Here is a 22,089-nt window from a genome sequence, read left to right on the forward strand (position 1 = left end):
ACGGAGGGCCGCGATCGGGCGACCGGCCGCCGGAAGGAATCGTGGGCGCCCCCGCCTAGGGCGTAATCTCTGCACTCATGAACAGCGACATCCATGCGCCGTCCGGCGAGGCCGCCACGGACGGCGCGTCCCCGGCGAGCACCGCCCCCCGGTCCCCCTCGCCGCAGGCCAGGGGCAGGGGCGAGGCGCCGGCCCGGGTGTCGGACCGGGGCGCGGCCACCCGCAGCGCCCTGCTGGCCGCGGCGCGGGACGTGTTCGCCGAGTCCGGGTTCGCCCAGGCCGCGGTCACCGACATCGTGGCCCGTGCGGGAGCCAGCGTCGGCAGCCTCTACCACCACTTCAGCGGCAAGGCCGACCTGTACCTGACGCTGTGGGAGGAGTTCCAGAACCGGCAGCAGGAGCGCACCCGCGAGGCCGTCCACTCGGCGCGGGCCGCCGGGGTCACCGACCCGATGCAGCTGTTCATCGCGGGCGCCACCGCCTACCTGGACGGCTGCCTGGCCGACCGGCGGATCTCCCGGCTGTTCATCCAGGGCGACGGCCCGCCCGGCTTCGACCGGGTGATGAACAAGCGGCTGCGCAAGTGGGCCCGCCGCAACGCCGCGCTGTTCCACGCCCCCACCGGCGAGGTGGACGAGCCGCTGGTCACCGTGCTCACCGGCGCGATGGCGGCGGCCGTGACGGAGATCTCACTGAACGAGGACGAGGCCGCCGCCCGCAGGATGGCCGCCGACATCATGGCCATCATCGCCACGATCCGCAGCCCCCGTGCGGAGCAGTCCTGACCGTGCGCGATCCTGGCAGGGTGACCGACCAGACCTCCCGCACCGACGAAGCGCCGCCGCCCGCCGCCCCCGCGCAGGCCCCCGCCGCCGAGGGCCCGTACGAGGTGACGCCCGGGGTCTACAAGCGGCTGACCACCGGGCTGGGCGGCTACACCCTGGCGATGCTGGCCTGCCTGCTGATGGCCGGCGTGGTGGTGCTGCTCACCCCGAAGGACGAGACCGAGACCCTGCCGACCGCCGACTACGGCGGCCACCTGCTCACGCTGCGCAACGAAGCCCCGTACACCCCGTACGCGCCGGAGAACCTGCCGGTGATGTGGCGGGCCACCAGCTCGCGGCTCACCGGGCTGGGCGAGGCCGACAAGCCGGTCGCCTGGCACCTGGGCATGGTCACCCCGTCCGACGAGTACGCGGCGCTGGAGCAGAGCGACGAACGCCCGGTGAGCGAGTACCTGTGGCGGATGACCAACTCGCGCGAGCCGGTCGGCGTGCAGCAGGTCGCCGGGCAGACCTGGCAGCGCTACTACCGCAAGGACAAGGACCAGCGCTCGCTGGTGCGCACCCTGCCCGACGTCACCCTGGTCGTCACCGGCACCGCCTCCTACGAGGAACTGGGCGTGCTGGCCGCCTCGCTTCGGCCGCAGCCCCGCAACGCCTCCCCGAGCGCCACGCCCGCCACGCCCGGCGCGACCGCGAGCCCGACCGCGGGCGGCTAGAACGGCGCGGCGCCGGGGCCGTCCGCCCCGTCCGGCCGCGGCTCGGCCATCGCGGCGGCCAGGCGGGCGCGGGCGCCCTCCAGCCACTCCTCGCAGATCTCCGCCAGCTTCTCGCCGCGTTCCCAGAGGTTCAGCGACTCCTCCAGGGTGAGCCCGCCCGCCTCCAGCCGCCGAACGACCTCGGCGAGTTCGTCGCGGGCCTGCTCGTACGAGGGCCTCGGTGCGTCCGTCACGCCGTTCAGCCTAGTCCGCCGGACCGTCGGCGGTGGCCCGCAACCGGCCGTCCGGCAGCCGGATCAGCAGCTCGTCGCCCTTGCCGGCGTCGCCGGCCGACCGCAGCACCGTCCCGTCCGGGCGCTGCACGATCGCGTACCCGCGTTCCAGGGTGGCGGCGGGGGAGAGCGCCAGCAGCCGCGCCCGGGTGTGGGAGAGGTGGTCGCCGGCCCGGTCCAGGGCGGCCGACAGGCAGCGGCGGGCCCGGTCGCGCAGGGCGAGGATCTGCTCGTGCTGGCGTTCGATCTCGCGGACCGGGTCGGCCAGCGCGGGCCGCGACCGCATCGCCTCCAGCCACGCCAGCTCGCGCTCCACCCGGCCCGCCACGCAGCGCCGCCCCCGGTCCCGCAGCTGCCGCACCAGCTGGAGCTGCTCGCGCACGTCCGGGACGACCCTCTTGGCCGCGTCGGTCGGGGTGGAGGCCCGCACGTCGGCGACCAGGTCCAGGATCGGGCTGTCCTGCTCGTGCCCGATGGCGCTGACCACCGGGGTGCGGGCGGCGGCCACCGCGCGGACCAGCGCCTCGTCGGAGAACGGCAGCAGGTCCTCCATCGCCCCGCCGCCCCGGGCGATGACGATCACGTCGATCTCCGGGTCGGCGTCCAGCCTGCGCAGCGCCGCCATGACCTCGCCGACCGCATGCGAGCCCTGCACCGCGGTGTTCTCCACCTTGAACCGCACCGCGGGCCAGCGCCGCCGGGCGTTCTCCAGCACGTCGTGCTCGGCGTCGGAGTCCCGGCCGCAGATCAGCCCGACCGCGCGGGGCAGGAACGGCAGCGGCCGCTTGCGCTCGGGCCGGAACAGGCCCTCGGCGGCCAGCACCTGCTTGAGCCGTTCCAGCCGGGCCAGCAGCTCGCCCACCCCCACGGGACGGACCTCCAGCGCCGCCAGCGAGAACGTGCCCCGGTTGACCCAGAAGTCGGGCTTGGCGTGGACCACCACCCGGGCGCCGTCGGTCACCGCCGGGCCGGCCGCCTCGAACACCGCGCGCGGCCCGACCACCCGGACCGACATGTTGGCCACCGGGTCGCGCAGCGTCAGGTAGACGGTGCTCCCGCGCCGGTTCAGCTCGGTGATCTGGCCCTCGACCCAGATCCGGCCGAGCCGGCCGATCCAGCCGGCCACCGCGTTGAGCACGGTGCGGACCGGGACCGGGGACTCCGCGGAGGTCTCCATCGCCATGCCCGGCAGCCTAGCCCCCGTGACCGGGCTCACCACGAAAGCTAACGAGGCTAAGTTCTTCGAGGGTCTGCCGGCCGTCCGTGGACGCTCCACGAGGTGGACGCCGACCATGTCCTCACCGACGCGGCGGCGGGGTGACCCGCACACGCCCCCGCCCCGGGGACGCCGTCCCCGGGGCGCGCGGTGTCGTGTCAGCGGTTGCCGTTGCCGTTGCCGTGGAGCTTGGCGAGGCGGTTCTCGTACTTTCGAAAGCGGGGGGCGTGTGACCTGCGGCGATGATCGCAATCGCGGTCTGAGCTGCCAGAACGACTTACCGGGAGATACCTCGGGATACCTCATTTTCCCGCGTCGATGTGCCCTCGATGTGCCCCCGGTATCTCCCGGTAAGTCGCCTCGCCAGTACCCTCGTGGTGTCCCTTCCCACGCTGTGGCGGCGTAGGAGGAGAGAGGGTCCGCCCGCCGGCTACTCGTCGGCGGGCGGCTCTGCTTTCTGCGCGAGCACGAACACCCCACGACCCGGAGAGGTCTGCACCAGCCCCTCGGCCCGGAGCACGTCGATCGCCTTTCTGATCGTCTTGGGATTCAGGTCGAACTCAGACTCCAGCTCCATGAGCGATGGCAGCCGACGCCCAACCGGATACTTCCCGCTGGCGATCCTCCCCCGAAGGATGTCGGCGAGCTGCTGGTAGGGCGCCCTGGCGTCGTCATGGTCGATGGACATGGGCCGGAACGTACTGACCAGGGATTACCCGACCAAGGTACGGTGAACCCTGGTCAGCCATGGTCTACCTGTCGTACTCTGCGGTCACAACGCCGCCACACCCGGTGAGCCCACTCGGGGCTTACCGGGCAGTCAGGGGAGGTCTACCCTGCATGGACATCTGGCCACGGGCTGCTGACTCTCAGGACATGCAGCCCAGACGCGACATCCTGATCAACGCGCTCAAGGCGGCCGGGATGGTCGCCACCGCACCGCTCCTGTCCGCCGCTGCACCCTACGTGCGACTGGAGAAGGAGCAGGGCACAACGCACGACGAGCGGGCCCGACTCGGGGCCGAGGTCGAGTCCCTGTATCAGCGGATGGGCACCGTGCCCGCACGCGATCTCCAGGTCGCGATCGTGGCCTGCTGGGCGAACTTGGACCGCTACCCGCACGCCCGCACGAGCGTGCACGACCTGCGGGCCCGGGTCGCGGTCATCGCCGGGTCCAACTCGATCACGTTGGCCGACCAGGCGAACGGGATCAGGTGGTTCGAGACGGCCCACCGGTACGCCCGCATGGTCGGCGACTCCACGCTCATCTCCCTCGCCCACGCGCGGGCGGCGAACGCCGCCATGTACTGGCGGCTCGGCCGCCGCCGGCTCCACGCGGACGCCGACCTGGCCGCCGCCTACGCCACCACGGCCGAGCTGCGCGGCATGGCCGCCGGCCAAGCCGCGCGGGTGCTCAGCATCCTCGGCGACTCCCGGGCCACGGTCCGGGCGGCCGAGACGGCGGTGACGCTCGCCGACGTTCCCTACGCGGGACGGATCGACCGCTGGTCGACACCGGTCGCGCACATGACCGTGTCCCGGGCGCTGGTGCGCTGGCCGCACCTGCGCACCGCGGCCGAGGAGCACGCACTCGAAGCCCTGCGCACCCTGCCTCCACAGGCCCGGCTGTTGCGGGCGCACGCCCGCCTGGACGTGGCCGAGGGCCGCGCCCGGTCGGGTGACGTGGCCGCCGCGGTCGACGCGGTACACCAGACGCTCAACCGTGCCGAGGGCCGGTTGGAGCCGGTCCTGCGCGGCCGGGTGGACGAGATCGTCCGGATCGCGGAGCAGCGCATCGGTCAGCCGATCCGGGAGATCCGGGACCGGCTGACCCAGATGTAACACCCAGTACGGGCCTATGCGCTGGTAGAGACGGCGGGCACGTCGGACGTCCTCGTGGTGGAGGGACCGGCGTGCCCGCCCCCCGGACGGCGGCGGCGCATGCGCGGAGAGGCGCCGCCGCTCCATACCGCCGCATGCCCCGGCCTCTCACCGTCTGCGGGGTTGATGCCGGGGGTGCGGCGCCCTCGGGGCCGCGTGGGGATCGGACCCGCGGCTCCGAGGGTTAGGAGAGGGCCCCGCCGCCGAGGGGGGAGTGCGGCGGGGCCCTCCACATCGACAAGGGGAGGGGCGGAGGTGGAGGAACGGGAGCGATACCGACTTTCCGAAAGGGCGGCGGCGCTCGACGTCATCCTGGACAATCTCCCCACGGCCGGCCACCCCACCCGCGGCGATGCGGGCACGCTGGAGCGTGCCCGAGAGGTGTTCGATGCGCTACGGCCCGAACCCGACCAGGAGGGGAGATGATCGGGGTGCTGCAGGCGCTCGCCGTCCTCGTCGCCGTCATCGCCACAGCCGGGGCCATCATCGTCATCGACGCCGCGTGGGATGAGGCTGAGCGCCGGTGGCGGGTGCGGCGGGAGCGTCTGACCGACGAGGCGATAAGGCAGACGATCGAGGAGTGGCGCCGCGCCGCCTGACTTCGGGCATGACGAAGCCGCCCCCGCCCTCCCCGAGGGCGGGGGCGGGGGCGGTTCGTTGTCGGGGCTACCGGCGCACGTAGCTCGGGTTTGTGCCCCGGGCGAGCCCGGCGGACAGGAGCAGCCGGCCGACCGCCGGGAACTCCCGCTCCAGGACCCGCGCCAGGGCGTAGTAGAGGGCGCCGGCGACGACGGTGACGATCTCCGTCACCGCCCCCTCCGGCAGGGCCAGGCCGACCTTCGCGGCCTGGCCGAGCAGCACCGCCACCACGAGCGGGACGACGGTGCGCATGATCGAGTCGTACATGTGGGGACCCTCCTCGAGGTCAGAAGGGCCGTTCTTCGGACGGCCCGAATTCATACCGGCTGATATGCCGGGTCAGGTGACCGGCGCCTCCCAGGCCGCCGCCCAGGTGGCCGGGCCGACGATGCCGTCGACCTCGAGGCCCTTCTCCTCCTGGAAGTCCCGGCAGATCTCGGCCGACCGTGGCCCGTACCACCCGTCGACCGTGATGCGCCAGCCGCGGGCGACCATCTGGCGCTGCCAGCGGGCGACGTCGGAGCCGGTCATCATCGGCCGGCCGAGCCGGTAGCGCAGGTATCGGCCGGGGAACGGCGGAGCCTGGACGATCGGCTTCGGCCGCGGCTTCGGCTGGGGCTTCTCCTCCTGGCCCTCGTCGCCCTCGTCGCCCTCGTCGCCCTCGTCGTACGCGGGCCGTCCGTAGCCGGCGATCACCGCGGCGGAGCGGATGCGGCGCATGCACCGGTCGCCGGTGTTGCCCTCGATGGTCTGCACGCGCCCGCCGCCGAGCACCTTCTCCACGATGCCGACGTGGTCGATCGCGCCGATCGAGTCCGACTCGCCCCAGTCGAAGAACACGATGTCCCCCGGCCTGGCCCGGTTGAGGTTGGCGACGGTCCCCGGGTGCCAGCGGCCGGCCCGCTGGAAGTCCTGGGCGTGCCACACCGTGTAGGCGCGATCGCCCCCAGGCAGCACCGCCGCCTGGTTGCCGCTCTTACGGGCCCAGTAGGTGATCGCCATGTCGCACCACGGCGCGGACAGGAAGCCGTTGCCGTGCCGTGCCGAGTAGTCCCGGGTGATCCGGTTCGGCCGCCCGGCCAGCCCGATGTCGGCGCGCGCCGCCGCGAGCATGCCCGCTGCGGTGCCCATGGTCAGCTCACCTCCTCGCCGCGGAAGAACCCGCCGGAGTCGGGCTCGCCGTACAGGTCGCGGAGCACCTGCTCCTCGTCGGGTTCGGTCGGCCCGGCCACAGGGTCGGGCAGAGGGATGGTGGACATGGGGCCTCCAGGGGTCAGGGGTTGTTGACGATCGCGATGATCACGGCGGTGAGTGCGGACGCGACGATCCCGATGACGGTGATCAGCAGCCCCAGGGCCGCGGCCGTCCGCTGCCACCGGCTGTTCAAATCAGCGCGAGTCACGACGTTGGACTCCAGCGCATCGACCCTTTCGTCCAGCCGGGCGAGCTGCTGCGCCTGCGCCTCCCGGGCCTCGCGGGCGGCGCGTTCGCGGTCCTCCTGCCGCTGCTCGGTCGCCGCGATCCGCTGGTCGAGCAGGGCCAGGTGCCCGGCGATCTCAGCCAGCCGCACGTCGACGGATCCCCGCATCTCCAAGATCACCAGCTCCAGCCGGGACGATGGGGGCTGTTCAATGGTCACTACAGGCGCTCCAGGATCAGCAGCGACGGGGCGTACACGGTGGCGTCGGAGGCATGCGAGGTCTGCTGCGCGGTCCGCAGCGCCAGATGGCCGCCCGTCGTGCCGACGGTGAGGATCCCGCCGAGCTGCGCAGCCTGCCGCGTCGACGCAGACGTGACCCCGGCCAGCGCGACCGTGTCGGCGAGGGTGAGTGCTGGGGTGTCGACGGCGCCGGCGGCGTTGAGACCGGTGCGCCACCATGTCAGCGTCGCGTCGGCGGGGGCCGTCCATCCGACCTTGAGGTCGGCGGCGGGGTCGGCGGCATAGATGAGCAGGCATCGCAGCTCGTAGACGGTGCCTGCCTGGACGGGGACGGTGAGGTCGGGGTCGTCGGTCAGGGTGATGGTCGCGTTGGCCGGTGGCCCGTCGTTGACCTTGCGGGCGTGCAGCGGGGGGACGAACGGGCGGCGGGTGGCGGCGGTGTACGCCTCCCGAACACGCCGGTCCAGGGTGGTGAACAGGGTCGCCCAGTCGGCCGGGTAGGCGGGCAGGCCGGTCACGCGTCGTCTCCCTCTGCGAACAGCAATTTCACCCGCTCCTGGCCCTGTCGGTCTTCGGGAGTGACTTCCAGGCCGATCACCCGCCAGCGCTGGGAGAACGTCGGTTTGCCATCGGCGAGGGGGAACCAGTCGTTGACGAGTGTGATCTTGGCGTAGCGGCCGAGCTGGTTGGGGTCGACCGGCGTCTCCTCGTCCAGGCGGACGGTGACCTGGGGCACTCGGATCACGCCCGGCCTCGTCGCGGCCCACCATCGGGCGTAGGCGTCGAGGGTGTCCTGCTCGGTCACGGTGGAGTGGTCGACAGTGGCGTCCAACCGCGGCCACCCGGCGTCCAGGTAGGCGTCGGCGTGAGCCTCAGCCGACATGAGGGCTTCGCCGTCGGCGGCGGCGTCGTCCTGGGTGGTGTCGCCGCGGGCCTGGTAGGACGTGGCGGCGGCGGTGGCGTCCGCCGAATACGACCACGAGAGCACGCTGCCGGGCTGCGCGAAGGTCCAGTCGGCGGCCGGGACATCGGTGCCGAGCCGGGGGTAGCCGGTGCGGAACTCGCGGATCCGCGCGCCGCCGCTGATGTAGGTGCGGATCATCCACTCGAAGCCGCCGTCAACGCTGGCGAGTTCGGTGAGCCGCTGCCCGTAGGTGCCCGCCTCGGACCGCCGGTAGGCGCGATCACGGAACACCCCGGACGGAGCGGCGACCACCGTCAGGCCGATGTTCCCGGACGGCACGGCCTGCATGTGGTTGACGAGGCCGGCGGCGATGCCGCTGGTCTGGTCGGCACCGGAGTAGGTGACGTCCTGCCGGATCTCCCGACGCGCGAGGTACGACTCCAGCGCGGCGCCCTGAATCTCGACGCTGATCCGGCCCCGCTCATCAGCCTGCGGGGTGGCCTGCCAGATCAGATAAGTCCCCCACAGGGCGCCGTTCCGGTGGACGTGCACGACGGTGCGGCCCGGGCCGGTCTGGATCTCGCCCGGGCCAGTGGGCACGACCTTGCGGACCTCCTCGGCGATCCGCCGATTGGGGACGGGGATGGTGCCGCGGAAGCTGCCGGCCTGGATGATGCGCCGGTCAAAGCTCACGCCGGTGAGGGGCAGGTCCGCCAGCGGCCGGTCGGTGAGCAGATCGCAGAACTGGTAGCGGTACTGGACGGCCACGGCTCAGACCCGGTGCAGCACGAAGTGCGACCCGAACCGCATCGTGACCGGCGAGGCGTGCGTGTTGGCCTGCGCGAACCGCACCCGCAACTGCCCGCCGGACCCGGAGTAGTACATGCCGTCGATCCTGGCCACCATGTGCACCGTGGTGCCCGCCCCGCCCAGGATGGGGGTCTTGGAGATGTCCTGCCGGTCCAACACCACCGACCCGGTGGTGCCCGCCACTGAGGGGGCGGCGGCGTGGATCGAATAGTCGATGAACGAGCCGGACGGGCCGGTCCATGCGACCTTGAAGTCGGCGGCGGGGTCCGCCGAGTAGTAGAGCTCGCCGGTGATCTCGCACAGGGTGTCCGCCGGCGTCGAGACGAACAGCTCGTTGTCGTTGACGAGCGTCGTGCTGGGGGCGGTCTGGTCGGCGATCTTCCGGCAGGCGCGGGGCGGCGCGTCCCACACCCACGCCCCACCCCGGTACAGGCGGGGGTCCTGGCCGTCGAGCCGGTAGATCCGCATGCCCTCGTACGGGGTGATGGTGGCCTCGTCGGCGGCGTCCCGGACGGGCAGGATGCCACCGGCCGCGCAGGCGTAGGGGAACTTCGCGACGGAGGCGGCGGTGATGTTGAACCCGCCGCCGCCCGCGCTGGCGCCCGCGGGGACGGTGGTCTCGTACAGCAGGATGCTGTTGGCCGGCACCGGGTTGGCCGCCCCGCTGGCCTGACCCTTGACGATGCGGACACGGCCGTCCTGGAAACCGGACGCGTCGTAGGGGTTATCGCGGATCTCCAGGACGACCCGGTCGACGCGTGCGACTCCGGCCTCGCCGGGGTCGTAGGTGACGTCGACGGGGGCGTCGACGACGACCGGATACCCGCCCTGCAGCGAACTGCTGGTGCCGTCGGCCCAGGCCATGAACGTGCCGACGCGGGCGGTCATCGGGCCGACGTTGGTGAGGGCGGCGGCCCCCGGCGAGGGGAAGACGCCGGCGCGGCGGTCCAAGACACCGGCGGCGCCGAGGCCCATGAACGCCGACAACGCCAGGCGGTGATCCTCCGCCGTGGCGCCGTCCTTTTGGGCGAACACCCGAACCGTCACAGCGTGCTCCTCACATCCATGCGTCTCTCCAGGTCACGTCACAGGTGGCGCCGCCGGAGAACCCGCCGCCGCGGAACGCGAGCATGCTGTCCCCGGGGGGAAGCTCGAACGCCTCCACAGGCACGGAGGCCCCGGTCAGCGTGTACAGCCGGTCCGCCATGCCGCCCAGCAGCACCGTCCCAGCGGCGGTGTCGACGACCAGCTCCTCGCCGGCGGCCAGGGGCAGGGCGAACTCCAGCCGCGTGCCCGTGCCGACGTTGATCAGCGCGGGGTCGGTGCACGGGCCGGTGAACGTGATCGTCGGCGAGGTGGGGACGTCACCGGCGTTGGTGACCGTGCGCGTGCCGGTCTCCGGGGCAGGCCCGTAGGTGAGCGGGTAGGTGAGCGGGTAGACGAGTCCCGCGCCGGAGACGGCGGGCTGGGGGATCGTCTCCGTGTGCTCGACCAGGGAGTATTTGCGGGGGTCGGCGCACACCCATTGCAGGGTCGCGCGGCCGTGCCCGACGCGGTACGCCTTGTCGATCGGCATGGCCCGGCCGGTGATCTGCCCGTAGACGAGGCGCCGCTCGGACAGGGTGGAGACGACGAGGGCTTCCTCGGCGCCGGTCTCCGACAGCGTCATCGCGGACTCGAGGGCAGCCACCGCGGCGGGGAAGTCGGCGACCAGCGCGCGGACGAGGCACGTGAAGGTGACGACCCGCTCCTGAGCGAGGACCCGCCCGGGCCACGAGCCGTGCCGGGCGGGCCGGGGCATGTTGCCGGTGTCGACGCCGGGCAGGTCGCGCCAGCCGTCCAGGCCGAGCCACCCGTAGGGGGTGCCGGCGCCCAGGAGCAGGCCGCGCCATTCGATCTGGCCGTCGCCGGTGATCAGGTCGCCAGGAGCCACCGTCTACCCTCTCGCCGTCGCCAGGAACAGCAGCTCCTCGGCGGTCGCGCGTGCGGAGCCGCGGGGCGCTTCGTGGTAGTTCTCGATGTGCACCGCGGCGCGCGCGGTCGCCCTGTCATCCCGGGTGGCGGGCGGGCGGGGCGCCTTGCCGCCGAGAGCGCGCGCGACCTGCCCCGCGAACCCATAGGCGATCTTGGACATCTGTGCCTCGATCGCCCTCTGCTGATCGATCAGCCCCGCCAGGAACCCGCGTGCGGCGCCCCGGCCGGAGTCGTACAGGACGTCGGCCCCCACTTGGCCGAGGTGATCGGATACCGCGTCGATCTCCCGCTGCGCGGCCTGGATCGCGCCGAGGGTGTCGCCGTCGGCGGCGGCCAGGGCGGCGGCGAGCTGCCCGCCGGCTTCGGGACCGGCCTCCAGGAGCTGGCGGAGCAGACCCTTGCTGAGCCCGCGCGCCGCGAGCGTGCGGATGTCGGTTGCGAACTTGCGCAGGGTGGTGAGCCTGCCTTGGAGGCCGGTGCGGATGCCCGCGGCGGTGGTGGCCCGCAGCGAGGCCAGCCCGGCGAACTGCTGCGCGTTCGAAGCGGTGCCGGCGGCGAAGTCGTGGGCTTCTTTGAGCTGGGCTGCGATCTTGTCGCGTTGGGTGGCGAGCGTGGTGAGCTGGGCTGTGGACCGGCGCAGCGAGGCGATCAGCCGGTCATCGATCGTCGTGCGCCTGCCCGCGAACGCCTTGCGGATCTGCTCAGTGATCTGCCCCGCCGTCGACTTGATCTTGTCGACGGTGCCGGTCATCCCGCTGATCAGGCCGCCCATGATGGCCTGCCCTGTCTTGTACAGGAGCCGCTTGTCCTTGGACATCGGCCCCTTCCAATCGGGAATCAGGCCGGTGACTTTGTTGAGCATTCCCTTGAGCTTGCCGAGCATGGTCGAAATGCCGTCGATCAGACCCTGGATGACGCTGCGTCCGGCTGCAACGAGCAGCGACCCGAGGTTGCCGAGGGCGCTGCGGATCTTGCCGGGAATTCCGCGCACGATCGACACCACCCGGGACACGCCGTTGGATATGGCGTTCCGCAGCGAGTTCATCGCGTTCGCCGCGGCCGACTTGATGGCGTTCCAGCCTTGCGACCATCCCGATTTGATGGTGTTGATGTGGCGGGTGATGGTGTTCTTGACAGCTCCGATCGCCCCGGAGATCAGCGACTTGATGCCGTTCCAGACGGTGGACACCAGCGACTTGATGGAATTCCAGACGCGGGTGAAGACCGCTTTGATGACGTCGAGGCCGATGCTGATGGTGCCCTTGATGATGTTGATGGCCTGGCTGACGACTGCCTTGATGATCTGCCAGGCGCCGGACAGGATCTGCTTGATGCCCTCCCAGGCTTTACCCCAGTCGCCGGTCAGAATGGCGGTGAACACCTTGATGACGCCGGTGATGATGCTGATCGCACCCGACACGACATTGAGAATGTTCTTGAAGGTGTTCGCGACGACCGGGCCGAGTTTGTCGATCAGCCACGACACGACCGGCGCCAGCGCGGCGACCAGCTCACCGATCGCGGGAACCAGCTCGTTGACGATCTTCCCGCCGATCTCCTGGAGCACCGGGAGCACGGCGGCCTTGATCTGCTCGAATGCGCCCTTGAGGGACGGGAGTACTTCGTTCGCTGCGGTCCGCAGGTTGTTGATGAAGCTGCCGAGCGGACCGGACCCGCCGCCGCCTGCGAAGGCGGCCTTGAGGCTTTCCCACGCGGCCTTGACCTGGTCGAAATGCCTGATGATCAGACCGGCGGCGCCGATGGCGGCGACGACCGGGCCACCGAACGCAATGGCCAGGATGGACACGGCGTCGGCGATCAGCCGGAATTCGGTGTTGTACGTCCGGTAGGCGTCGACAAGAGTGCCGAGCCATCCGGCCACCGTCGACACCACGTTCCGGATGGTGTTGAACGTGGAGGCGAGCTTGTCCAGCCCGCCCTGGACGCTGGCGGCGGTGATGCCGCGGAGCTTTTCGGCGACCATGTCCAGCACGCGGCCCAGCCCGGACGTGCCGGCGGCGGTGCTGATGCCCATGATCCGGCCGAGCATCGCCACGAACTCGATCGCGACCTTGCTGACCTTCGGTGCGAGGGCCTGCATGGAGGCGCTGATCGGGTCGAGGATGCCCTTCAGGGTTGCGAGTCCCGGCGCGGACTTGGCCCAGCCGAGAAACTCCCGCTGAACGGTGTTGGCGGCCTTCCCGACGCCGATCATGAACTTCTCGACGATCGGGAACGCGGCCTTACGTAGTTCGTTGGCCAGGGGGCGGATGCCGCGTGCAGCCGCCTGCGATCCTGCTTCACCGGCCTTGGTGAAGGCGTCGGCCAGCGGGGACAGCGCCTGGCGTGCCGCGCTGCCTTCCTTGAAGATCTCCGTCAGCGCGAACTTGCTGATCTTCGCGGCGACACCGAGCGCCAGCAGCGCCGGACCCGCGGACAAGGCGGCCTTGCCGACCGCCAGCAGCTCGGCGCCGACCGGGGCGAGCAGCGGGGCCGCCGCCGCTGCGGTCGTCGCGACTGCGGCGAGGGGGAGGGCGGCGCTGAGGAGGGCCGTGCCCGCGGTGCGGGCGGTGCCGACCACGCCACGGAGCCCGGCGGCCAGGGCGGTGCCGGCGGCGCGGCCCAGCCGGGATCCCCAGCCGCGGCCGGACTCCTCGCCCGCGGTGGCGAACCGGCCCTGTGCATCTCGGAGTCGGCCGTTGGCGTCGCGCCACAGGCCGTCCAGCTCGCGGCGAGCACCCTGCACGCCGCGGCGGAAACCGCTGTCGTCGGCACGGATGAGGGCGACCAACTCGCCGATCGTGAGGGCCATGACACCCCCTCACCAGTCGCTATGCAGTTGTGTGCGCGCGGGCGCGCGTGTGGGGACGGGGGCGGGGAAGGGTTACAGGGAGGCGATCAGCGAGCGGGCGTCCTCACCGGACACCTCGACGGGTTCGCCTCCGGTGACCTGCCGAAACACCGACTGTTCAGAGAGTCCTTGCAGGAGCCAGAAGAACTGGCGTGTCGGCAGGTCGTAGAGCTGGCCGGCGGTGATGCGGTACTCCCTCCAGAAGTCCGCGATGATCAGCGGCCAGTGGCGGCGGATCCGCCGGATCAGCGCTGTCTCTTGCCCTTCTTGCCCCTGCCGGGCTTCTGGGCTTTTCCCTGCTCCCGCTGCTTGTTGGCCTCGCGGACCTTGGCGGCGACCTCGTCGAGGGTGACGGTCTGGCCGGCGGCGACCGCCGACCCGTAGGCGAGGAGGACCTGGAATCCGAACAGGCCCAGGCCCTCCTTGACCCAGTGGTCCAGGGCGTCGTCGCCGTACAGGGCGGCGACCATCTTCTTGACGTCGTCCAGGTCGGACGATTCGGAGGTCTGGTCCAGGGCGAGGGTGAAGCCCAGTGGCAGGTCGGTGGGCAGGGCGATGACCTTGCCGAACACGCGGATGCGTTTGCCGCCGCCGCGTGCGGCCTGCTCGGTCGCCAGCCACGCATTGAAGTCGATGGTCTCGCCGGCCTCGCCGGCCTCGTCGACCTCGTCGGCGTCGATGGTGGAGGGGTTCTCGGTCATGGTCAGGACACCGCCATCGTGGAGGAGGCGCCGGACCGGGTGATGGTGCACTGCCATCCGGTCTTGTCGTTGTTGCCGCCGCCCTGCTCGCCGAGGGAGAACGTGCCGTTCCACACCTTCCACTGGGTGTCGACCGGGTGCCGGAACCGCGCCTTCCCCAGCGAGGCGACGCCGACCTGGGCGGCCAGGGTCTCGCAGCGGAGCTGCCCGGGGTCCTGCGCGCCGGTGGCGTCGTCCTTGAGCAGGAAGCCCTCCAGGGTGAGCTGTGCGCCGCGCTGCATGACCTCCTGCTCGTAGGCGCCCTGGGACGCGAACGTGGTGGTTTCGGCGGTCTCCTCGTTCTCGCCGGGGTTGACGGTCACGCTGTTGAGGCCGGCGACCTCGATCCAGGTGGTGCCGTCGGCGGCCTGCACCTGGACGATGATGTCGCGGGCGTTGATCTTCCGCAGGGTCATGGTGTGCGCCCTCCTTAGACGCGGTGGGGTGTGGGTCGGCTGATCTCCGCCTGGAGGTTCACCGTCCACTCGTGGCGGCCGTTGACGTCCCGGCCGATGTAGACGGGGCCGGACTGCTTGGCGAGCATGAGCTGGAGCCAGGTGCCGCCGGGCAGGGTGAGCATGCCGAGGCCGTGCAGCGCGTCGTACACCTGCTGGGCGTCGGCTTCGGCGGTGCGGGGGTCGGTGGTGCCGCGGCAGCGGACCTGCAGGCTCGGCTCGTCGTAGGCCAGGCGGGAGTCGGCGTCGCCGCCGCCGTAGAGGGCGATGGCCTTGCAGCGGTCCGGGCTCGACGGGAGCGCGGCCAGGAAGATGCTGCCGCCGGCGCTGCCGTCCTCGTGGTACTCGCCGAGGCCGCGGAGCTCCAGGAGCCGCGCGAACTCCTCCAGCAGCGTCATGACCGGAGCGCCCGGCGGATCTGCGCGGCGACGATCTCCAGCATCACGGCGGACTCCTCCTCGAGGGGGCCCTCGAGGTACTTCGCCGTCCTACCCGGGTCGTGCCGCCAGGTCAGCTCTTCATGCTGGCGGACGGCGTACACCGTGTCGTAGGACACGGCGCCCTCCAGGCCGTCCGTGCTGGCCACGCCGGACCGCTCCAGGGTCCCCTCCTCCAGCGGGACACGCTGACGGGACGCGCCGAGGAGATGCTCGGCGGCCAGGGCGACGCCGCGTTCGGCGGCCTCCCGTTCTGCGGCTTGCACCTGGGGGCCATTCCAGGTCATGCGGACGGTCACAGCAGCGTCACCTCCAGATGATCGGGTGTCGGGAGGCCGCCGCCGTCGCGGCGCGCGGCGGTGATGACGGTGGTGACCCGCTCGCCGGCCGTGCCCTGGTCGAGGGTGACGCGGGACCCGACGGGGCAGGTCTCGGACAGCCGCATGTAGAGGGTCGTCTCGGAGACGACCTCGCTGCCGTCCGTCCCGCGGACCAGGCGGCGCTTGTCGTCGCGGAAGCAGCGCACCGCGGTGCGGGGGCCGTACGTCGACCCGAACGGACCCTCACCGATCAGCGGCTCGACGACGACCTCGTGGCGTAGCAGGAACGAGGGGATGCCGGGCATCAGCACGCCACCGGGCCGTGGCCGGTCAGCCCGGCCTGCTGGAGGATCAGCAGGGCCTGCTCGCACGCGTCGCCGTCGTCCTCATCCCCGCCGCCCGCGCCGGCGCGGGTGAGGTTGACCGATCCAATCCCGACCGAGGTGTAGCCGGTGCCGATGCCCTCGTCGCGGCCGGTCTCCAGCCAGTAGGCGACCTGCTCGCAGGTGGCGTCTCGCAGCGCGTCCTTGAGCGTCTGGGAGGTGGGGAGTCCCGCCTGGTCGACGTCGTAGACGGCGCACAGGGTCTCCCGGGCGATGATGCGGGATGCGCGGGCCAGGAGCCGGGCGGCGTTAGCGGGCGCCGGGGCGGGCGCCAGCAGCTCGCCGAGGTCGGCCGGGGTCGCGTACGTCGGCATCCTCGCCCTCCTCCTTCTCCCGGGGTGGGGCGGGGGGCGGCGGTTCCGGCTGGCCGGCGACCCGCCACCCTCCCTTGCCCTCCAGCGCGGCGACTCCGAGCCGCGTGTCCTCGTAGCCGCCCGGCACGGGGGTGACGCGCTCGACGACCTCCCCGGAGTCGCCGAGACGTTCGTAGGTGGTCACGGCAGCCGCCAGTACGTGCACACGACACCGGCGTCGGCGGAGAAGTCGATGTGCACCTTGCCGTCCGGCTGGGTGTACTCGGGCCCGAACGGTCCGAGCTGCCCGCGGCCGGTGGTGGCCGGCAGGGTGATCTGCCGGTCCGGGACGTCGAGGTTCACGTCGACGACGGCGGGGACCTTCGCGGTGACGGTGCGGGTGGCCGCGTTGGTGTTCTCGAAGGTGACCATGGTCTTGCCGTCGTTGACGAAGGCGTGCCCGTCGACGTGCGCCGCCACCGTCACGGGGGTGACCACGCCCCGGGACGACATCTGGTTGATCTGGCTGCTGGTGATGTCCTGGCGTGCCATCGATCAGTCCTCCTTGGTGCGGCGGCGGTTCGTGGAGCTACGCGCCGGACGGGCCGGAGAAGAGGACGGCCCCTTCGCGCCGCCCTCCTCGGCGATGCCGAACACATCGGGCACCTCGCGGAGTGCGGCGGCCAGCTCAGCGTCGTCGACGTGGGCAGTGCCGTCGGTGAAGGTGACGATGCCCGCCGTGGTGCGCACGTGGGCGGTCCCGGCCGGGAACCGCGCGCAACGGAACCGGCTCATCGCTCAGGCCCCGGCCGGTGCGGTGACGCCCAGGAGCTTGCCGTGGGCCTTCTCGTTGCCGTACTTCAGGCCGATCTCCCCGTAGATCTGCCTGCGCTCCGCCGAGCCCTCGCGGCCGAGCTCCTCGACGAACAGGAAGCCCTTGTCGGGGATCGGCAGGAACCGGGGCGCGCATTCCTCCAGCGACACGACCTGGAGCGCGGCGGACGGCATGTGCCGGTTCAGCATGACGTTGAGCCGGCCGAAGTCGGTCTCGATCGTCATGACGTGCACACCGGCGATGTCGCGGGACTGCTCCTGGAAGCCCTTGTCGGTGATGAAGATCTTCGTCAGGGCCCGCTTGAGGGTGCCGTTGACCATGACCGCGGCGGTGTCGGACTCCTGGATGCCGCCGGCGTCCCACACGTCCTGGAGCAGGTCCAGGACCATCGCCTCGGTCAGGGCGGTGAGGGTGTAGACGTCGGCGCCGCCGTCGGTGGAGAACGTGATCGCGGCGCCGCCCGGCTTGAGCGCGAGCCTGAAGGTGTTGGCGGCGCTGTCCCGCACGTAGTAGATGCGGTTCTCCTCCAGCACTCCGTCGGCGCCGCCGGTCAGGTTCCGGACGGTGACGGCGGTGCCGTTGGTCATGCCGTGGGCGGCGATGGTGAAGTTCTCGTCGTCGGCCTCGATGGTGGCCGTGCCCTTGAGGGTGCCCTTGTCGGACACGTTGGTGACGGTGGCCTCCATGATGCCGCGGGTCTTGCGAGGGCTGGCGTTGGTGCCGGGGTTGGCGAACTTGCCGGTGATGAAGGACTTCTCGACGTCGCGGGCGATCTGCTTGAGTGCCTGGTCGATCTGCCAGTCCAGCTCGTTCACGACGGGGTTGGAGCCGGCGAGTCCGACGGCGTTGGGGTTGGCCGAGCCGGTGGAGGCGTACTGGCCGACCGCGGCCATCTTCGTGTAGGTGACCTCGATGGCCTCCTGATGGATCTCGACCACGTTGGTCACGTTGAAGCGGACGCGGGCCTCGGCGGCGGGGGCGTTGGCGCCCTCGACGCGCTGCCGGGAGGCGGAGGCGTCGCGCAGGTCGTAGCCCTGCCACTCGAAGAGGGTGGCGTTGGCGGCCTCCCCGCCGGTCAGTCCGCCGATGGCCGACAGGAACGGGGTGTCGGTGGGGGTGACGGCGAACAGTTCGCCGACGAAGTTCGGCAGGCCGAAGGTGGTGGCCTGCCCGGTGATACCCGCCATGCGGGAGTCTCCTTCCTATGGGGGTCCGGGCAGGCTCATGGCCGCCCGGGCGGTTACTGAGTGGACTGGACCATCAGCGCGGTCTTGAGCTGCCGCGCGGTCTTCCAGTCGCCCTTGGCCTCGGCTTCGGCGATCTGCTGCTGAAGGGTCGGCGCGGGCGCCTGGGGGGCGCCTGGGAACTGGCCGCCGCTGGTGGGCGGTACTGGGGGCGTGGCCGGGGTGGTCGGCTGGGCGGCCAGCCACGGGTTCGCCGCCAGCGCCGACTGGATCATCTCGGCGAGCCGCGCCGGGAAGTCGGCGGCGTTCGGGTCGAGCTGTTCGGCGGCCTGGGCGAACGCCACCGAGCCGAGCAGGGCGTCGGGGTTGGCGCCGAGCTGGCCGGCGACGGCGTAGGCGTGCCGCTGGACGGTCTCGGTGCGGGCTCGGACGCGGTACTTCGCGGCCTCCTCGCGGGCCTTGGTCAGTTCACGCTGGGCCCACTGGGGGAGCTTGGAGAGGTCGCGGTCCCCGCCGTCTCCCTCGCCGTCGCTGCTGTTGCCGGTGGCTGGCTGCGCGGGGGGCTGCCAAGTGGGCGGGGTCGGAACCGGAGCGGCCGGAGCCGGAGCCGATTGCGGTACGGGCTGCGTGGGCGCCTGCGGTGCGGCGGGCGCGGCCTGCGGCTGCTGGGGGTCGGGCGCCGGCGGGGTGCCGGTCTGCGGTGGGGTCGGGGCCGGCGGCTGGGGGGCCGGGGCCGGCTGGGCGGGTGTGGTCATGCGGACCCTCCTGGGGTGCTCGCGTGGGTGGGGTGGCCGGGCGCCTGGCCCTGGCCGGTGGGTGGCCCTCCGCTCCGGGCGGAGGGAGTCTCAAGAAACGTTGTCCGAAAGCTGGACAACGTTTATGGGGTCGCGTTAACGTTGTCCCAATCTCGGACAACGTTTCTAGGAGCAGCGATGATCGACCGACAGGTGGCCCTGATCAACGACCAGACCGACATCTGGGACGCCCTCGCCGACGCCGAGACCGCCGAGGAGACCGTCGCCGAGGTCGAGCAGCCGACCGACGAGCACGGCGAGCCCGTCCTGTTCGCCCTGCCCGCCGCCCCCGCCGCCGAGCCGGTGGGCGAGCAGCTCGTCATCGACCTGTCCGGCGGCGAGCACCTGGAGCGGCACGGCACCGTGACCTACGCGGTCCGCGTCGACGAGGCGGACCTGGCCTGCTACCGGCCGGCCGCCTGATGGGGTACCTGGTGCCCCCGCCCGACGACCCCGGCGCCGCCGCTACGTGGTGGTCCGGGGTTGCGGCGCGCGCCGCCGCTGGCAAGGGTGTCCTCGTGGGAGACGACTACCTGACCGACGGCCCGCCCGCCCCCGAGGGCAAGGTGCTGCGCTACCTGTCCCGCGACGACATCGGCAAGTGGTTCGGGGTGTCCGGCGACGCCGTGCGCAAGTGGCAAGACCGATACGAGTCAGGGGAGACGTACCGGCCGTTCCCCGCGCCGGACATCCTTCACGACGGCAAGCCGGGATGGTCGCCGCGGCGGGAACCGGAGATCTGGGCCTGGTATCGCGGACGGCCGGGCCGGGGCGCCGGCGGCGGTCGGCCGCGCAAGACCTCTCAGCCGGAGTAGTCGACGGGGAACGGGTTGACCTTGTCGTAGCCGCGGAGCCACATGCGGGCGCGGGCGCGTGTGACGGGGTCGTCGGCGTGCCGGTCGTACGGGCAGGACGACATGGCCCGGCCCTCGCTGGCCGCCCGCCTGCCTTCGGCGTGCGCGAGCACGAGCCGCATGGCGGCGGCGCGGTCGGCGGGCGTGGCGGTCATGCGAGGAAGTCTCCCCCGGATCTGTCGCGGCGTCTACGGATCGCCTCGAAATCGTCGATGAGCTGCGCCTTGAACTCCTCGAACGTGAGGCGTCCATGCTCATCCCACCACGCCTTGAGGTCGTCGGACGCCCATCTCCGCGCCCGCGCTTCCGGCCCGGTGAACAGCGACTTGGGGTCGATGCCGCGGGCCTGTCCCTCCCGGGTGACCATGTGCCCGCGGGTCGCGGCCTCGGCGTCGAGCCACTGCTGGTGCACGTAGTCGCGGTACGCCTGCCGCGCCAGCTCCTCGAACCCGGCGCCGCTGTACCCCTGGGCGCGGAGGTCGTCGATCGCCCGCTGCCGCCGCTGCCGCTCGACGGAGATGCCGTAGACCTCGGCGACGGCGTCCTCTTCGGGCCACCCTTGGTCGATGAGCTCGATGACGCGGTCGGCGAGCTGCTGCTCCCGTTCCTCGCGGCGCTGCCGGTCCCGCTCCCGGGCGGCTTCGCGGGCGCGGGCCTCGGCTTCGCGGCGGTCGACCTCGGCGGCCAGGCGGTCGATCCAGTCCTGGTCGCCCGCTCCGGCGAGGGCGTCCATGAGCGCCTGGTCGAGCTGCTCGTCGCTCATGTCCCGCGGGTCCGGGCGGTCCGGGTCGTCGATGGCGGCCTGGCCCAGGCCGGGCTGGCGGCGGTCGTCGACCGGCTCGTCGGGTGGCAGGGTCCGGCCCGTGCGGCGGGCGGGCGCGGGGGCGGGTCCGCCGTCGATGGTCGGCTCGGACGGTGGTCCGAGGCCGCCGGCCGGGTCGCCGCGCTGGTCGCGGGGCGGGATGTTGCCGCCGCCGACCTGCTCCCTGTAGGGCAGGCGTTTGAGGCCGGGGTTGGCGGCGAGGTGCTCGCGGAGGGCCGCCTGTGCGGCTCGGATCCGGCGGCGGGCGGCGGTCCGGGCCTCGTCGGTGAGCGTGGCCTGCTCCCGCTCCTTCTCCCTGCGGATGCGGCGCTCGAGGGCGCGCTGGCGCTGGCGGGCCTTGTAGCCGTCGGGGTCGGCGTGGGCGCGGGGGACGCGGGTCACCCCGGGCAGATACGCCGAGATCGAATGGCGGCAGTTCGGATGGAACAGGCCGGCGGCGCGCGCTTGGTCGAGAGTGCCGGCGGCTTCGACGGTGACGGGGATGTCCCGGGTGGCGTGTTCGGTCACGACCTCGAGCGGCCCGTCGGTGGTGCGCAGGATCTTGCCCTCCCAGGGGCGGCAGCGCTCGCACTCCTGGACGGCGTCGGATACGTACACCAGCTCGACGCCGAGCGTCGACAGCCGGTCGACCTGGGCCTGGGTGGCGGCTCTCTGTGCGTTGGTGCGGGCGGCCATCTCCACGTAGGAGGACAGGCGCCAGCGGCGGCCGGCCTTGTCGACGAATGAGGTGATGCCGCGGTCGACGAGGGCCTGCCACGCCGATTGGCTGGCCTGGCGGCGGGTCTGGACGCCGGTGAGGATCCGCGCGGCGGCGGCGGCTTGCACCGACCGGAAGGCGTCCATGACGTTGCGGAGGATGTTGCCGTGCACCGCGCCGAAGTCGCGGATCAACGCGGACGCTAGGGCCTCGACGAAGCCGAATCCGGGGATCTGTGCGAGGGCGGCGCGGGCGGCCTGACCGATGCCGGACCGGGGCATCCAGCGTTCGGGGAGGTCGGCCAGGGCGCTTGTCCAGCCGTGCCGGTAGGCGTCGGCCAGGGTGCGGCGGATGGTGTCGGAGGAGTCGGCCTCGAGGGCGGCGATGACGGCGGTGGCGGCGCGGCGGAGGGCGCGGATGCCGCCGAGGCGGCGCTCCGCGGCGGGGGAGTCCAGGCCCGCGTCCAGGTGGCGGGTGATGAGCCGGACGAGTGCGGTCTCCGCTTCCTGGTAGACGGCGGCGACCTGCGCGGCGAGTTCGTCGACGATGTCGGGGTCGACGGCCAT

Annotated in this window: 31 protein-coding genes; 7 read left to right on the forward strand and 24 right to left on the reverse strand. The window is 72.1% G+C overall.

What is annotated here, in order from left to right:
- The first annotated feature begins 77 nt into the window (after positions 1-77).
- Entirely contained in the window at positions 78-785 is a 708-nt protein-coding gene (locus tag HNR21_RS12900) for a TetR/AcrR family transcriptional regulator (RefSeq protein WP_182705395.1), read from the forward strand.
- 20 nt (positions 786-805) lie between these two features.
- Positions 806-1,501, forward strand: coding sequence for a DUF4245 domain-containing protein (locus HNR21_RS12905; protein WP_312881006.1), 696 nt, complete (start codon positions 806-808; stop codon positions 1,499-1,501).
- Here HNR21_RS12905 and HNR21_RS12910 read toward each other — a convergent pair.
- From HNR21_RS12910 to HNR21_RS12920, 3 genes are all read right to left on the reverse strand, one after another.
- A complete protein-coding gene (locus tag HNR21_RS12910; RefSeq protein ID WP_376766585.1) occupies positions 1,498-1,734 on the reverse strand; it encodes an exodeoxyribonuclease VII small subunit in 237 nt (78 codons plus the stop codon). The genes HNR21_RS12905 and HNR21_RS12910 overlap by 4 nt on opposite strands.
- Before the next feature lie 10 nt (positions 1,735-1,744).
- Positions 1,745-2,956 carry an exodeoxyribonuclease VII large subunit gene (gene xseA / locus HNR21_RS12915; RefSeq protein WP_182705397.1) on the reverse strand — a complete coding sequence of 404 codons (1,212 nt, stop codon included), beginning with the start codon at positions 2,954-2,956 and terminating at the stop codon, positions 1,745-1,747.
- A gap of 463 nt (positions 2,957-3,419) precedes the next feature.
- Positions 3,420-3,677, reverse strand: a complete 258-nt coding sequence (locus tag HNR21_RS12920; RefSeq protein WP_182705398.1) for a GntR family transcriptional regulator — start codon at positions 3,675-3,677, stop codon at positions 3,420-3,422.
- A gap of 188 nt (positions 3,678-3,865) precedes the next feature.
- On the opposite strand from HNR21_RS12920, the gene HNR21_RS12925 reads away from it, so the two are divergent.
- From HNR21_RS12925 to HNR21_RS12935, 3 genes are all read left to right on the forward strand, one after another.
- Positions 3,866-4,831: a hypothetical protein gene (locus tag HNR21_RS12925; RefSeq protein ID WP_182705399.1), complete on the forward strand. Its 966-nt coding sequence runs from the start codon at positions 3,866-3,868 to the stop codon at positions 4,829-4,831.
- Between the two features lie 294 nt (positions 4,832-5,125).
- Entirely contained in the window at positions 5,126-5,296 is a 171-nt protein-coding gene (locus HNR21_RS12930) for a hypothetical protein (RefSeq protein WP_182705400.1), read from the forward strand.
- Positions 5,293-5,469: a hypothetical protein gene (locus HNR21_RS12935; RefSeq protein ID WP_182705401.1), complete on the forward strand. Its 177-nt coding sequence runs from the start codon at positions 5,293-5,295 to the stop codon at positions 5,467-5,469. The genes HNR21_RS12930 and HNR21_RS12935 overlap by 4 nt, the downstream gene beginning before the upstream one ends.
- A 67-nt stretch (positions 5,470-5,536) precedes the next feature.
- Here HNR21_RS12935 and HNR21_RS12940 read toward each other — a convergent pair whose 3' ends face one another.
- From HNR21_RS12940 to HNR21_RS34670, 19 genes are all read right to left on the reverse strand, one after another.
- On the reverse strand, positions 5,537-5,776 hold the full coding sequence (locus HNR21_RS12940) for a hypothetical protein (RefSeq protein ID WP_182705402.1): 240 nt from the start codon (positions 5,774-5,776) through the stop codon (positions 5,537-5,539).
- Positions 5,777-5,848: 72 nt separating this feature from the next.
- Positions 5,849-6,640 (reverse strand): peptidoglycan-binding protein, encoded by a 792-nt coding sequence (locus tag HNR21_RS35215; protein ID WP_246442132.1) that lies wholly within the window; start codon positions 6,638-6,640, stop codon positions 5,849-5,851.
- Positions 6,641-6,642: 2 nt separating this feature from the next.
- Positions 6,643-6,768 (reverse strand): hypothetical protein, encoded by a 126-nt coding sequence (locus HNR21_RS35975; RefSeq protein WP_281402044.1) that lies wholly within the window; start codon positions 6,766-6,768, stop codon positions 6,643-6,645.
- Positions 6,769-6,782: 14 nt separating this feature from the next.
- Positions 6,783-7,148: a hypothetical protein gene (locus tag HNR21_RS12950; protein WP_182705403.1), complete on the reverse strand. Its 366-nt coding sequence runs from the start codon at positions 7,146-7,148 to the stop codon at positions 6,783-6,785.
- Positions 7,148-7,687, reverse strand: a complete 540-nt coding sequence (locus HNR21_RS12955; protein WP_182705404.1) for a hypothetical protein — start codon at positions 7,685-7,687, stop codon at positions 7,148-7,150. The genes HNR21_RS12950 and HNR21_RS12955 overlap by 1 nt, the downstream gene beginning before the upstream one ends.
- Complete coding sequence (locus HNR21_RS12960) at positions 7,684-8,841, reverse strand: hypothetical protein (RefSeq protein WP_182705405.1); 1,158 nt, start codon at positions 8,839-8,841, stop codon at positions 7,684-7,686. Before HNR21_RS12960 ends, HNR21_RS12955 begins: the two co-directional genes overlap by 4 nt.
- A 3-nt stretch (positions 8,842-8,844) precedes the next feature.
- Positions 8,845-9,930, reverse strand: coding sequence for a hypothetical protein (locus tag HNR21_RS12965; RefSeq protein ID WP_182705406.1), 1,086 nt, complete (start codon positions 9,928-9,930; stop codon positions 8,845-8,847).
- Positions 9,931-9,940: 10 nt separating this feature from the next.
- Positions 9,941-10,816, reverse strand: a complete 876-nt coding sequence (locus HNR21_RS12970) for a phage distal tail protein (protein WP_182705407.1) — start codon at positions 10,814-10,816, stop codon at positions 9,941-9,943.
- A gap of 3 nt (positions 10,817-10,819) precedes the next feature.
- On the reverse strand, positions 10,820-13,669 hold the full coding sequence (locus HNR21_RS12975; protein ID WP_182705408.1) for a phage tail protein: 2,850 nt from the start codon (positions 13,667-13,669) through the stop codon (positions 10,820-10,822).
- A gap of 284 nt (positions 13,670-13,953) precedes the next feature.
- The gene (locus HNR21_RS12980; RefSeq protein ID WP_182705409.1) at positions 13,954-14,409 is read right to left on the reverse strand and encodes a hypothetical protein; all 456 of its coding nucleotides are present in this window, start codon (positions 14,407-14,409) and stop codon (positions 13,954-13,956) included.
- Positions 14,410-14,411: 2 nt separating this feature from the next.
- Positions 14,412-14,864 (reverse strand): phage tail tube protein, encoded by a 453-nt coding sequence (locus tag HNR21_RS12985; protein ID WP_182705410.1) that lies wholly within the window; start codon positions 14,862-14,864, stop codon positions 14,412-14,414.
- A gap of 14 nt (positions 14,865-14,878) precedes the next feature.
- Positions 14,879-15,301, reverse strand: a complete 423-nt coding sequence (locus HNR21_RS12990) for a minor capsid protein (RefSeq protein WP_182705411.1) — start codon at positions 15,299-15,301, stop codon at positions 14,879-14,881.
- Entirely contained in the window at positions 15,298-15,639 is a 342-nt protein-coding gene (locus HNR21_RS12995) for a minor capsid protein (protein ID WP_220500139.1), read from the reverse strand. The genes HNR21_RS12990 and HNR21_RS12995 overlap by 4 nt, the downstream gene beginning before the upstream one ends.
- Positions 15,636-15,965, reverse strand: coding sequence for a hypothetical protein (locus HNR21_RS13000; protein WP_182705412.1), 330 nt, complete (start codon positions 15,963-15,965; stop codon positions 15,636-15,638). The genes HNR21_RS12995 and HNR21_RS13000 overlap by 4 nt, the downstream gene beginning before the upstream one ends.
- A complete protein-coding gene (locus HNR21_RS13005) occupies positions 15,965-16,357 on the reverse strand; it encodes a head-tail connector protein (protein WP_182705413.1) in 393 nt (130 codons plus the stop codon). Before HNR21_RS13005 ends, HNR21_RS13000 begins: the two co-directional genes overlap by 1 nt.
- A gap of 180 nt (positions 16,358-16,537) precedes the next feature.
- Entirely contained in the window at positions 16,538-16,888 is a 351-nt protein-coding gene (locus HNR21_RS13010; RefSeq protein WP_182705414.1) for a hypothetical protein, read from the reverse strand.
- Between the two features lie 3 nt (positions 16,889-16,891).
- Positions 16,892-17,086, reverse strand: coding sequence for a hypothetical protein (locus HNR21_RS13015; RefSeq protein ID WP_182705415.1), 195 nt, complete (start codon positions 17,084-17,086; stop codon positions 16,892-16,894).
- Positions 17,087-17,134: 48 nt separating this feature from the next.
- Positions 17,135-18,358, reverse strand: a complete 1,224-nt coding sequence (locus HNR21_RS13020; RefSeq protein ID WP_182705416.1) for an SU10 major capsid protein — start codon at positions 18,356-18,358, stop codon at positions 17,135-17,137.
- A 53-nt stretch (positions 18,359-18,411) separates the two neighbouring features.
- Entirely contained in the window at positions 18,412-19,110 is a 699-nt protein-coding gene (locus tag HNR21_RS34670; RefSeq protein ID WP_220500140.1) for a hypothetical protein, read from the reverse strand.
- A gap of 177 nt (positions 19,111-19,287) precedes the next feature.
- On the opposite strand from HNR21_RS34670, the gene HNR21_RS13030 reads away from it, so the two are divergent.
- A complete protein-coding gene (locus HNR21_RS13030; protein ID WP_182705417.1) occupies positions 19,288-19,572 on the forward strand; it encodes a hypothetical protein in 285 nt (94 codons plus the stop codon).
- A 95-nt stretch (positions 19,573-19,667) separates the two neighbouring features.
- Positions 19,668-19,964 (forward strand): hypothetical protein, encoded by a 297-nt coding sequence (locus tag HNR21_RS13035; protein ID WP_182705418.1) that lies wholly within the window; start codon positions 19,668-19,670, stop codon positions 19,962-19,964.
- Here the strand turns inward: HNR21_RS13035 and HNR21_RS13040 are convergent.
- Together HNR21_RS13040 and HNR21_RS13045 are read right to left on the reverse strand one after the other, a co-directional pair.
- A complete protein-coding gene (locus HNR21_RS13040) occupies positions 19,952-20,158 on the reverse strand; it encodes an Rmf/CrpP fold protein (RefSeq protein ID WP_182705419.1) in 207 nt (68 codons plus the stop codon). The two genes, HNR21_RS13035 and HNR21_RS13040, sit on opposite strands and share 13 nt — an antisense overlap.
- Positions 20,155-22,089 (reverse strand): phage minor capsid protein, encoded by a 1,935-nt coding sequence (locus HNR21_RS13045; RefSeq protein ID WP_182705420.1) that lies wholly within the window; start codon positions 22,087-22,089, stop codon positions 20,155-20,157. The genes HNR21_RS13040 and HNR21_RS13045 overlap by 4 nt, the downstream gene beginning before the upstream one ends.

It is taken from the genome of Thermomonospora cellulosilytica, from assembly GCF_014138835.1.
Lineage (GTDB): Bacteria > Actinomycetota > Actinomycetes > Streptosporangiales > Streptosporangiaceae > Thermomonospora > Thermomonospora amylolytica.